Annotated in this window: 13 protein-coding genes; 11 read left to right on the forward strand and 2 right to left on the reverse strand. The window is 70.9% G+C overall.

Annotated features, from left to right (window positions below; genetic code table 11):
- Positions 1 to 4: 4 nt before the first annotated feature.
- The 7 genes from fliJ to fliP all read left to right on the forward strand — a co-directional run bounded on the left by fliJ (position 5) and on the right by fliP (position 5,711).
- On the forward strand, positions 5 to 463 hold the full coding sequence (gene fliJ / locus LAJ50_RS16380; RefSeq protein ID WP_130550161.1) for a flagellar export protein FliJ: 459 nt from the start codon (positions 5 to 7) through the stop codon (positions 461 to 463).
- Positions 460 to 2,058, forward strand: a complete 1,599-nt coding sequence (locus tag LAJ50_RS16385) for a flagellar hook-length control protein FliK (RefSeq protein ID WP_224096347.1) — start codon at positions 460 to 462, stop codon at positions 2,056 to 2,058. The genes fliJ and LAJ50_RS16385 overlap by 4 nt, the downstream gene beginning before the upstream one ends.
- A 324-nt stretch (positions 2,059 to 2,382) precedes the next feature.
- Positions 2,383 to 2,895, forward strand: a complete 513-nt coding sequence (locus LAJ50_RS16390; RefSeq protein WP_224096348.1) for a flagellar basal body-associated FliL family protein — start codon at positions 2,383 to 2,385, stop codon at positions 2,893 to 2,895.
- Entirely contained in the window at positions 2,892 to 3,899 is a 1,008-nt protein-coding gene (fliM, locus tag LAJ50_RS16395; protein WP_171044707.1) for a flagellar motor switch protein FliM, read from the forward strand. Before LAJ50_RS16390 ends, fliM begins: the two co-directional genes overlap by 4 nt.
- Positions 3,896 to 4,225 (forward strand): flagellar motor switch protein FliN, encoded by a 330-nt coding sequence (fliN, locus tag LAJ50_RS16400; RefSeq protein WP_130515551.1) that lies wholly within the window; start codon positions 3,896 to 3,898, stop codon positions 4,223 to 4,225. Before fliM ends, fliN begins: the two co-directional genes overlap by 4 nt.
- Complete coding sequence (fliO, locus tag LAJ50_RS16405) at positions 4,222 to 4,875, forward strand: flagellar biosynthetic protein FliO (RefSeq protein ID WP_224096349.1); 654 nt, start codon at positions 4,222 to 4,224, stop codon at positions 4,873 to 4,875. The genes fliN and fliO overlap by 4 nt, the downstream gene beginning before the upstream one ends.
- Before the next feature lie 20 nt (positions 4,876 to 4,895).
- Positions 4,896 to 5,711 carry a flagellar type III secretion system pore protein FliP gene (fliP, locus tag LAJ50_RS16410; RefSeq protein WP_224096608.1) on the forward strand — a complete coding sequence of 272 codons (816 nt, stop codon included), beginning with the start codon at positions 4,896 to 4,898 and terminating at the stop codon, positions 5,709 to 5,711.
- Between the two features lie 157 nt (positions 5,712 to 5,868).
- On the opposite strand, the gene LAJ50_RS16415 is transcribed toward fliP, so the two are convergent.
- Together LAJ50_RS16415 and LAJ50_RS16420 are read right to left on the reverse strand one after the other, a co-directional pair.
- Positions 5,869 to 6,243: a hypothetical protein gene (locus LAJ50_RS16415; RefSeq protein WP_171044704.1), complete on the reverse strand. Its 375-nt coding sequence runs from the start codon at positions 6,241 to 6,243 to the stop codon at positions 5,869 to 5,871.
- Position 6,244: 1 nt separating this feature from the next.
- Positions 6,245 to 6,565: an endonuclease domain-containing protein gene (locus tag LAJ50_RS16420; protein WP_130550166.1), complete on the reverse strand. Its 321-nt coding sequence runs from the start codon at positions 6,563 to 6,565 to the stop codon at positions 6,245 to 6,247.
- A gap of 297 nt (positions 6,566 to 6,862) precedes the next feature.
- Between LAJ50_RS16420 and LAJ50_RS16425 the strand changes: the two genes are divergently transcribed.
- Genes LAJ50_RS16425 through flhA form a run of 4 tightly spaced genes read left to right on the forward strand, consistent with a single transcriptional unit; the run spans position 6,863 to position 11,203 of the window.
- Entirely contained in the window at positions 6,863 to 7,132 is a 270-nt protein-coding gene (locus LAJ50_RS16425; RefSeq protein ID WP_130515545.1) for a flagellar biosynthetic protein FliQ, read from the forward strand.
- Positions 7,133 to 7,151: 19 nt separating this feature from the next.
- Positions 7,152 to 7,940: a flagellar biosynthetic protein FliR gene (fliR, locus tag LAJ50_RS16430; RefSeq protein WP_138655419.1), complete on the forward strand. Its 789-nt coding sequence runs from the start codon at positions 7,152 to 7,154 to the stop codon at positions 7,938 to 7,940.
- Positions 7,941 to 7,955: 15 nt separating this feature from the next.
- A complete protein-coding gene (gene flhB, locus LAJ50_RS16435; protein ID WP_138655417.1) occupies positions 7,956 to 9,125 on the forward strand; it encodes a flagellar biosynthesis protein FlhB in 1,170 nt (389 codons plus the stop codon).
- A gap of 35 nt (positions 9,126 to 9,160) precedes the next feature.
- Positions 9,161 to 11,203 (forward strand): flagellar biosynthesis protein FlhA, encoded by a 2,043-nt coding sequence (gene flhA / locus LAJ50_RS16440; RefSeq protein WP_171044705.1) that lies wholly within the window; start codon positions 9,161 to 9,163, stop codon positions 11,201 to 11,203.
- Positions 11,204 to 11,341 lie beyond the last annotated feature (138 nt).

The following is an 11,341-nucleotide window of genomic DNA, read 5'->3' on the forward strand; positions in this document are numbered from 1 at the left end:
CCCCATGCGCTCCCAACGCCTCGAACCGCTGATCAAGGTCACCCAACAGCGTCAGGACGAAGCCGCCCGCTCGGTGGCCGAGCGCGAGCGCATCGTGCGCGAGCAGCAGGAGCGCCTGGACGCGTTGCGCCGCTATGCCGAGGAGTACGCCGCCTCCCCGGCCAACGCCACCATGTCGCCGGCGCTGCTGGTCAACCGCGTCGCCTTCCGCGAACGGCTCAACGCGGCGGTCGTGCAGCAGGCCGGCATCGTCAACCAGAGCCAGCAGGTCAGCGACGTCGAGCGCGCGCGTCTGCTGCTGGCCAGCCGCGAGACCCTGGTGCTGGAGAAGCTGGCCGACAGCTACCGCGCCCAGGAGGCGCAGGTGCAGCAGTCCAAGGCCCAGCGCGAACTGGACGAGATCGGCAACCGCGGCGTCGCCGCCCGTGCCGCCACGCTGGCGGTCGAAGGAGAAGGCGCGTGATCGCCAGCGCCGCGGCCCTGCTTTCGGGTGCGGGCAAGGCCTCGTCCGGCGCGTCGGGCGTGCCGTCCGCTTCGACCGGAGCGTCCGCCGATGGCCGCAGCTACGCCGATTTCGCCGCGAGCGCCGCCAGCACCGCGACCGCCAGCGCCGCGCCCCCTGCCGGCGCAAACGCCGCCGCGCAGAGCGCACCGGCCAGCGCTCCTTCCACGCAGTCCACCGCCACCACGAGCGCGGCCGCGCCCGCGACCGGCGGCGCCACGCCGCCTGCCGGCGGGAGCGACCCGATGCAATCCAGTCCTTCCAATGCCGCGCCTTCGCAGCCTGCCCCCCAGGCCGGCACGGCCGCGATCGCCGCCGCGTCGCGGCAGATCCGCCGCGACGCGGACGCCGACCCGGTCCCGTCCGAGGCGACGCTGTCGCTGCAGGCCGCGCTGACGCCGCAGACGACAGAGGCCGCGGCCGCCCCCCTCACCACGGCCGTCGCCACCAGCAAGGACGACGCCCAGTCCGCGCCCGCGCCCGCCAGCGATCCCCAGCAGCTGCTGGCGCTGCTGGCCGGCAGCCTGGCCATCACCGCGCCAGCCCAGCCGGTCGCCCACCCGGCCGCGCTGCCGGCCGCGGACGCCAGCGTCACCGGAGCGGCCAAGGGCACGAGCGCCGCGCTGATCGCCGGCAATGCCGTCGGCGCCGGCGCCATGCCGGGCACCGCCGCGTCCACGGATCCGGCGAAGCCCTCGGCCACGCAGCCCGCTGACGCCCCGCCGTCGCTGGTCGACAGCCCGGCCATCACCCTGCCTGCGCCATCGCTCACCGACGCCGCCACGCTGCCGACGACCGACGCCAGCGCTCCCGGCACGGGCAAGGGCGCGACCGCCGCGTTGATCGCCGGCAGCGCCGCCGGCGCCCTGCAGCAGGCCCCGGGCCTGGTCTCGACGGGTGCGCTGGCCGCCTTGCTCGATCCCAAGGCCGCCGCCAATGCGGCGCCGGCCGACGCGCTCAAGCTGGCGGTCGGCGCCACGCTGGAGCGCGAGGGCGGCAACGGCTTCGCATTGCCGGACGGCAAGGACGACAAGCCGGGCACCGTGGCGTTCGCCGGCCTTGTGACCGCCGCGCCGACCCTGGACCGACCGCTCACCGCCAGTGCCGTCGCCGCCACGCCGCTGGCCCTGCCGGCGCACCTGGACGACGGCTTCGGCGACGGCCTCGGCACCCGCATCGCGTGGATGGCCGAGCAGAAGCTGGGCCACGCCGAGATCCGCCTCAACCCGGAACATGCCGGCCCGATCGACGTGCGCATCCAGCTGGACGGCACCCAGGTCAATGCCACCTTCCACAGCGCCAACGCCGATGTGCGCCAGGCGCTGGAAGCCAGCCTGCCGCGCCTGCGCGACCTGCTCGGCCAGCAGGGCCTGCAGCTGGGCAATGCCGACATCGGCCAGCGCCAGCAGTCGGGCCAGCAGCAGGACCAGGCCGCGCCGCGCTCGCAGGGGCAGACGTTCGGTAGCGACGCCTTCGGCAACGGGCGCGCGACCGCACAGGCTTCGGTCGCCCCGGCGGTTGTGCGCAGCCGTGGGCTACTCGACGAGTACGCCTGACCGCTGCGCGTAGGCATCGCCACGACACCGGCGGATCAAAGCGGCGGCTTCCGTCGATAGGGCAAGCCAGTGCCTTGGCCCTTCGCAAGTAGAGGCACTGGGTTCCCGCCTTCGCGGGAACGACGGTGGAAGTTTCATGCGAGGCGCCAAGCGCGTCGGCGCCGGCCGATCGATGAGCGCGAGCCCATGGCCGCGACGGAATTCCGCCGCCAACGAGGCGCGTCGGACATTCCCGCAGGCTCGCCTGGGCAGCTCACGCACGGCACGCGGCTTGCATCACGACGGGGTGAGTTCCCCCCTTTCGTCGATACCGGAGTGGTTCCCGTGGCTTCCAAACCCGCAGCAGCGGCCGATGCGCCCAAGAAGAAGAGCAAGCTGCCCTTGATCATCGGCGCCCTGGTGCTGCTGGGCGCTGGCGTGGCGGGCGGCTGGTTCTTCCAGCAGCGCGCCGGGGGCGGCCACGCGGCCGCCGACGCCGCACCCGCGGGCGAGCACGGGGCGGCCGCCAAGGCCAAGGCCGGCGCGACCTACTTCGCGCTTGATCCGGCCTTCGTGGTCAACCTGGCCGATACCGATGCCACCCGCTATCTGCAGGCCGACGTGCAGGTGATGACGCGCGACCCGGAGACGCTCAAGGCGCTGCAGGACCAGGCCCCCGCGATCCGCAACCGTCTGCTGCTGCTGTTCGGCCAGCAGACCGCCGCCGGCCTGGCCCAGCGCAGCGGCAAGGAGCGCCTGCAGGACGCCGCCCTGGTCGAGGTCAAGAAGGTACTGGCCGGCGAAGGCGGCCCCAACAAGCCCGAAGCGGTGCTGTTCACCAGCCTGGTCGTGCAGTGATGAGCAACGATCTGCTGTCCCAGGACGAGATCGACGCGCTGCTGCACGGCGTGGACAGCGGCGCGGTCGGCACCGGCCAGGCCGCCGCGCCGGGCGAGGTGCGGCTGTACGACTTCAAGCAGGCCGGCCGCGCGATCCGCGGCCGCCTGCCGGGGCTGGACGCGCTCAACGAGCGTTTCGTGCGCAACTTCAGGACCGGCCTGTTCAACCTGCTGCGCCGCGCGCCTGAGCTGACCTACCGCGGCACCGCCGTGGTGCGCTTCGACGAATACGCCAACGCCCTGCCGATGCCGGCCAGCGTCACCCGCGTGCACATGGCCCCGCTCAAGGGCCATGCGCTGGCGGTGTACGAACCGCGCCTGGTCTTCAGCGTGGTGGAGAACTTCTTCGGCGGCGCCGGACGCCTGCCGGCGCGCATCGACAACCGCGCCTTCACCCCGACCGAGCAGCGCGTGATCCAGCTGATGCTCAAGCAGACCCTGGCCGACCTGGCCGAGGCCTGGACGCCGCTGGCCCCGGTGGCGCTGTCCATCGTGCCGCCCGATCCCGACCTGGCCACCGCCGACCTGATGGACGGCCGCGACCACATCGCGGTCAGCCGCTTCTCGGTGGCGCTGGAAGGCGGCAGCGGCGACCTGCACATCGCCATGCCCTACAAGATGCTCGAGCCGGTGCGCGAGCAGCTGGAGGCGACCAGCAAGCGGCCCAAGGCGGAGGCCGACGCCGGCTGGACGCGCGCGCTGCGCGCCGGCCTGCAGGACGCCGACCTGGAGCTGAGCCTGTCCATCGCCCACCGCCAGATCAGCCTGCGCGATCTCTCGCGCCTGCGCGTGGGCGACATCATCCCCATCGAGCTGGCACGCCCCGTGCATCTGGAAGTCGAACGCACGCCGATGTTCGCCGGCGAATTCGGCGTCCACAACGGCTTCAACGCCTTCAAGGTCACGCAGGTGCAGTTCCCGCGCGTGCCCTCCTCCAACGATTCCCCCGAGTCCAGCCCATGAGTACCGATCCCGCCGCGCCCGCCGCCTTCGATTCCCTCACCGCCGAACCCGGCGCGGTGGCGGGCGACCTGAACCTGGACGTCATCCTGGACGTGCCGGTGCAGCTGTCGCTGGAAGTCGGCCGCACCCGCATCCCGATCCGCAACCTGCTGCAGCTCACCGCCGGGTCGGTGGTGGAACTGGAACGCGCCGCCGGCGAACCGATGGACGTCTACGTCAACGGCACCCTCATCGCGCAGGGCGAGGTCGTGGTGGTCAACGACCGCTTCGGCGTGCGCCTGACCGACGTGGTCAGCCCGGCCGAACGCATCAAGAGGCTCAAGTGAGCGCGACGGCGTCCGCATCGGCGCTGCTGGCGGCGCCGGACGCGGTCGTCGCCCCCGCCGACACGCTGCCGGCATCGGCCGCCGCCAGTCCGCAGAGCGAAGGCCATGCGCCGGCGAGTCCGGCGCCGGCGGCGGCCACCAGCGTCCCGGCCTCTTCTGCGCCGGCAACGGCCAACCAGTCGTCCGCCGCCGCGCTGCCGGCCAACGTCGAGGCCGGGGCCGCGGCCACCGCGCAGCCGGTCAAACAGTTCACCGTGCCCGGCCGCCCCGCCGCGCAGGCCACCACCACCCAGATCGGCGCGCCCGCGGGCACTCCGGCCGGCGGCGCGGGCGTGGGCAGCATCGGCGGCGCGGTGCTCGCCCTGGTCCTGGTGGTCGGCCTGATCCTGGTGCTGGGATGGCTGGCCAAGCGCATGCCCGGCATCGGCGGCGCCAGCAATCCGGCGCTGAAGGTGGTCGGTTCGCTGTCGCTGAGCCCGCGCGAGCGCGTGGTGGTCGTGGCGGTCGGCGACACCCAGCTGGTGCTGGGCACCGGCGCCGGCGGCACGCGCGTGCTGCACCAGCTCGACACCCCGCTGCCGATTCCCCAACCCAAAGCGCCGCCTGCCTTCGCCCAGGTGCTGGCGCAGCACTTCGGTAAGAAATCATGAGCCGTTCGCGTTCGCGCCTGATGTCGCTGCTGGCCCTGCTGCTCCTGGGTCTGGCGCTGGCCGGCGGCGCCCTGGCCCAGCAGGCCGCCGCGCCCGCGGCGCCGGCCCCCGCCCCCGCCGCTTCGCAGAACAACCTGCCCAGCGTCACCGACCTGGCCGGCCAATCGCTGCCGCAGGTCAACGTCGGCCAGGTCGGCGGCGAAAAGGTCAGCATGCCGCTCCAGGTGCTGCTGCTGATGACCAGCATCACGCTGCTGCCGGCGGCGCTGCTGGGCATGACCGCCTTCACACGCGTCATCATCGTGCTGGGCCTGCTGCGCCAGGCGCTGGGCACCGGCCAGACGCCCTCCAACCAGGTGCTGCTGGCGCTGGCCCTGTTCCTGACCTTCATGATCATGACGCCGGTGTTCGACGCGTCCTGGACCCACGGCATCGCGCCGTACCTGGACAAGACGATGGACTTCAAGACCGCCTGGGGCGCGGCGATCGAGCCGTTCCGCGGCTTCATGCTGGCCCAGGTGCGGCAGAACGACCTGATGACCTTCGCCACCCTCTCGCACACCGGGCCGTATGCCAACCCGCAGGACGTGCCATTCGGCGTGCTGGCCGCGTCGTTCCTGACCAGCGAACTGAAGACCGCGTTCGAGATCGCCTTCCTGATCTACATCCCGTTCGTGATCATCGACCTGGTGGTGGCCAGCGTGCTGATGTCGATGGGCATGATGATGCTCTCGCCGATGCTGATCTCGGCCCCGTTCAAGATCCTGCTGTTCGTGCTGGTCGATGGCTGGGTGCTGGTGGTGGGATCGCTGGCGTCCAGCTTCAATCCGTTTTGATGGGGTTGAAGCAAGGGCTTTAGCAGTCATCCGTTCGGATGATCGGGTTCTGTTTCCTTGCCTTATTCGTTCTGATCAGGGGCCGCACCGGGCTGACCCGGTGGGTTGGGACTTCAGCTTGTTCTGAAGGCTCCCCGCGAAGAGCGACCCCTCCCCCTCAGCCGCTAGCCGCGACTTCAAGCTCCCCTTGTCCTACGGCCAAAGGGAGAGGGCAAAAGCGAGCCAAGCGCTTCTCCGCGACGGCAAGATCAAGCGATCTATCGCCGCCCGCATGACCGGCTCCCTCCCTTTCGCGAAGCGAAGGGGAGGGCTGGGGAGGGGTTACGCTGTTGCTGTTGCTGTTGCTGTTGCTGTTGCTGTTGCTGTTGCCGTTGCCGTTGCCGTTGCTGTTGCCGTTGCTGTTGCCGTTGCTGTCGCCGTTGCTGTTGCCGTTGCTGTTGCCGTTGCTGCTGCCGTTGCTGCTGCCGTTGCTGCTGCCGTTGCTGTCGCCGTTGCTGTCGCCGTTGCTGTTGCCGTTGCTGTTGCCACCCACATCAGCCCCCCAACCCCAGCGCCCGCAGGATGTCCTCCAGCACCGCGTCGGTCCGCTGCAGCACGTCGTCGTTCCAGTAGCGCACTACGCGATAGCCCGCCGCATTGAGCGCCCGCGTCCTCGCCGCATCGGCCTTCAGCTGTTGGGCGTGCTGCCCGCCGTCGAGTTCGATAACCAGCCCCATCGCCGGCGCCGCGAAATCGGCGATGTAGCCGGCGATCGGCATCTGGCGCCTGAACTTCACTCCGGCCAGTCGCCCACCGCGCACGCGTTGCCAGAGGCGGTGTTCGGCCTCGGTCGGCGTGTGGCGCGGGGCATCCATGCCTGAGCTCCTTCGTTGGTCATTACAGATTAATGCGACGTAGGAACAGCAAAAAAGCGGAAATGCGGAAAAGCTCACCCCTCCCCAGCCCTCCCCTTCGCTCGCGAAAGGGAGGGGGCCAGTTCATGCGCGATGTAAGGATGGCTGGGCTGCGCTCTTGCCCCTCTCTTTGGCCGCAGGCCAAGGGGAGGGCCGGGGAGGGGTTAGCTTTTGCTCCTGCTTTCCAGGCACGCGCCTTGCAGTCTTGTCGGCATTCGCCGGAAACCCGGCGCCGCACGCGCTTCGCCCGACACGGCCATGACCCCCGAAACCGCCCTCACCGAAATCTCCCGCGGCCTGGAAATCGCCCTGGTCCTGGGCGCACCGCCGCTGCTGATGGTGCTGGTGGTCGGCGTGGTCGTGGGCATCGTGCAGGCGGCCACGCAGATCAACGAGGCCACCATCGCCTTCGTGGTCAAGGCGCTGGCGCTGGTGGCCACGCTGGCGATCGCCGGCAACTTCCTGCTGGGGCGGTTGACCGCCTTCACCATCGACCTGTTCCACCGCATCCCGCAGCTGATCGGCTGACGGCGTCAGGCACGCGACGATGGATGCCGTCACCCTGACCACGTCCACCGGCGTGGACCTGTTCGGCCTGCTGGCCACGGTGCTGTGGCATGCGCTGCGCATCGGCGCGGCGTTCCAGGTGCTGCCGGTGATCGGCGGACGCACGCTGCCGGCGCGGGTGCGCCTGATCCTGGTGCTGGCGCTGTCGGCCACGCTGTCCACCGTGCTGCCCGCCGCGCCGCCGCTGGCGATCGATTCGGCCACGGTGCTCTCCGTGCTGCGCGAGTCCACCGTCGGCATCGCGATCGGGCTGGTGCTGCGCCTGGCCTTCGAGGCCGGGCAGCTGGCCGGCGAACTGGTCTCCCAGGGCATGGGCCTGTCGTTCGCGACCCTGGCCGACCCGCTGTCCGGCGCGTCCTCGCCGGTGCTCTCGCAGTGGTTCTTCCTGGTGTTCTCGCTGCTGTTCTTCACCTTCGACGGCCACCTGGCGCTGATCAGCCTGCTGGCCGGCAGCTATTCCAGCCTGCCCATCGGCGCGGCCCTGCCCGACACCCATGCGGTGCTGTCGGCGGTGCCGGATTTCTTCGGCGCCGCGCTGCGCGCCGGGGTGCTGCTGGCGCTGCCGGTGATCATGGCGCTGCTGGCGGTGAACATCGCCTTCGGCGTGCTCTCGCGCGCGGCCCAGCAGCTCAACCCCATGCAGATCGGTCTGCCGGTCTCGCTGCTGGTCGGCCTGGTGCTGCTGATGCTGTTGGCACGCCAGCTGCAGGCGCCGGTGCAGGCGCTGTTCGACCAGGCCTTCGCCGCCGCCCGCGCGATCACGGGCTGACCAGGACGCCAGACGATGAGCGAAGACCAGGAAGACCGCACCGAATTACCCACCGAAAAACGCCTGCGCGAGGCCCGCGAGAAGGGCAACGTCCCGCGCTCGCGCGAGCTGGCCAACGTGGCGGTGCTGGGCTGCGCGGTGATCGCGCTCAAGGTCAGCGCCGGCCACATCGGCGCGGTCAGCCGCGACTGGATGCGCGGGGCGCTGCAGCTGGACCGGGCCATGCTCGACGCGCCCGAACGCCTGCTGCCGCACGCCGCCTCGCTGGCCGTGGCGCTGTTCAAGCCGATGCTGCCGCTGCTGGCCGCCGCGCTGGCCGCCTGCCTGATCGCGCCGGCGATCATGGGCAGCCTGCGCTTCACCAGCCAGGCGCTCAAGCCGGATTTAAGCCGGCTCAACCCGATGGCCGGCATCGGCCGCATGTGGGGCAAGGAAAGCCTGGCCGAGCTGCTGCGCTCGCTGCTGCGCGTGGGCCTGATCGGCGGCATCGGGACCTGGATGGTCTACCGCGCCTTCAAGGCGCTGCTGGGCATGCCGCAGGCCTCGCTGGAGCAGTCGGTGGCCGGCGGCGTGCAGATGGCCATGACCACCCTGCTGGCGATGATCGGCGCGCTGGGCGCGCTGGCCCTGCTGGACGTGCCCTGGCAGCACTACCAGCACCGGGCGCGGCTGAAGATGACCAAGCAGGAGATCAAGGACGAGTTCAAGGAGGCCGAGGGCAACCAGGAGGTCAAGGCGCGCGTGCGCCAGGTCGCCATGCAGATGTCCAAGCGTCGGATGATGGAGGCGGTGCCATCGGCCGACGTGATCCTGATGAACCCCACCCACTACGCGGTGGCGCTCAAATACAAGGCCGACGCCGGCATGCGCGCGCCGGTGGTGGTGGCCAAGGGCGTGGACGAGACCGCCATGGCGATCCGCGACCTGGCCGAGGCGCACCGCATCGCCGTGGTCGAGGCGCCGCCGCTGGCACGCGCCTTGTACAGGCAGGCCCAGGTCGATCAGGAAATCCCGGTGAAGCTCTACGCCGCCGTTGCCCAGGTGCTGTCTTACGTCTACCAGCTGCGCGCCTGGGCGCCGGGCCGTGGCCCGATGCCCGCGCTGGCGCCCATCGATGCCGGTCCCGAAGGCGCGGTGGACTACGACCCCCACGCCGGGGAGATCGCCAAGGAACCGTCGCCGTGAGCGCGCAGCCGGGTCGGTTCTCCGTCGATGGGCTGATGGGCGCGGTGCGCTCGGGCGCGGCCGCGCCGCTGGTGGTGGTGGCCATGCTGGCCATGGTCATCGTGCCGCTGGCGCCGTTCGTGCTGGACGGGCTGTTCACGATCAACATCGCCCTGTCGCTGGTGGTGCTGCTGGCGGTGGTCTACGTGCGCCGCCCGCTGGAGTTCTCGATCTTCCCCAGCGTGCTGCTGCTGGTCACCCTGCTGCGCCTGGCGCTCAACGTCGCCTCCACCCGCGTCGTGCTGCTGCACGGCCACAAGGGCCCGGGCGCGGCAGGCCATGTGATCGAGTCCTTCGGCCAGTTCGTGATCGGCGGCAGCTTCGCGGTGGGCATCGTGGTGTTCGCGATCCTGACCATCGTCAACTTCGTGGTGGTGACCAAGGGCGCCGGGCGCATCTCCGAGGTGTCGGCGCGCTTCATCCTCGACGCGCTGCCCGGCAAGCAGATGGCCATCGACGCCGACCTCAACGCCGGCCTGCTGACCCGCGAGGAGGCCAAGGCCCGCCGCCAGGAAGTGCGCGAGGAGGCCGACTTCTACGGCTCGATGGACGGCGCCAGCAAGTTCGTGCGCGGCGACGCCATCGCCGGCATCCTGATCCTGGCGATCAACATCATCGGCGGCCTGCTGATCGGCGTGCTCCAGCACGACATGTCCTTCGCCGACGCGCTGCGCACCTACACCCTGCTGGCCATCGGCGACGGCCTGGTCGCCCAGCTGCCGGCGCTGCTGATCGCCACCGCCGTGGCGATGCTGGTCACCCGCTCCACCGGCGAGCAGGACATGGGCGCCACGGTGTCCAGGCAGGTCTTCGGGCATCAGCGCGCGCTGACCATCGCGGCGCTGCTGCTGGGCCTGATCGGCGTCATCCCGGGCATGCCCAACGTGCCGTTCCTGATCCTGGCGGCCGTGCTGGGCTATGCGGCCTGGCGGCTGCACAAGCGTCGCCTGGCCGCGCCGCAGGAAGACGCCGCGGCCGCTGCCGCGGCCGCCACGCCGGCCAGCAATGCCGAGCTGAGCTGGGACGAGATCCGCCCGGTCGAGCCGCTGGCCCTGGAAGTGGGCTACAAGCTGATCGCGCTGGTGGACAAGAACCAGGGCGGCGAACTGCTGGCGCGCCTGAAGGGCGTGCGCCGCAAGCTGACCCAGGACCTGGGCTTCCTGATTCCCGCCGTGCACGTGCGCGACAACCTGGAGCTGGCCCCGGGCCAGTACCGCGTGCTGGTCCACGGCGTGCCGCTGGCCACCGGCGACATCCATCCCGACCGCGAGCTGGCGCTGGACCCGGGCCGCGTGTTCGGCGCGCTGGACGGCATCCCCGGCAAGGACCCGGCCTTCGGCCTGGATTCGACCTGGATCCTGCCCGCCCAGCGCGCGCATGCCGAGTCGCTGGGCTATACCGTGGTCGACGCAGCCACCGTGGTGGCCACCCACTTGTCGCACCTGATCCGCGAGCGTGCCGCCGAACTGCTGGGCCTGGAAGAGGTGCAGCAGCTGCTGGCCACGCTGGGCCGCGGCGGCAACGCCAAGCTGGTCGAGGACCTCACGCCCAAGCTGCTGCCGCTGTCGGTGGTGGCCAAGGTGCTGCAGTCGCTGCTGGCCGACAAGGTGCCCCTGCGCCAGATCCGCCAGATCGTCGAGACCCTGCTCGAGCACGCCGTGCACACCCAGGACCCGGCGCAGCTGACCGCCGCGGTGCGCGTGGCGCTGGGCCGCTTCATCGTCCAGGAGCTCAACGGCATGGCCGACGAACTGCCGGTGTTCACCCTGGCCCCGCAGCTGGAGCGGGTGATGCAGGACTCGGTCAGCGGCCAGGGCGGCGCCCTGGAGCCCGGCCTGGCCGAGCGCATCCACCAGAACCTGAGCCAGTGCGTGACCCAGCAGGAAAGCAAGGGCGAACCGGCCGTGCTGCTGGTCCCCGGCAACGTGCGCGCCGCCATCGCCCGCCTGGTCCGCCACAGCGTGCCTTCGCTGTCGGTGCTGGCCTACTCGGAGGTGCCGGAGGACAAGCGTCTCAGGTTGGTCGGGGCGGTGGGTTGAAGGAGCCGGGATTCGGGATTGGGGATTCGGGATTCGGCGGCATCTCTGACGCGCGCATGACGTGCCTCGTCTCTTGAGCGGCTGGAGCAAGCCAAGCCTGTAAAAGCAAACGCCACGACCTGCCCCAATCCCCAATCC

Source organism: Pseudoxanthomonas sp. X-1 (genome assembly GCF_020042665.1).
Taxonomy (GTDB): Bacteria; Pseudomonadota; Gammaproteobacteria; order Xanthomonadales; family Xanthomonadaceae; genus Pseudoxanthomonas_A; species Pseudoxanthomonas_A spadix_A.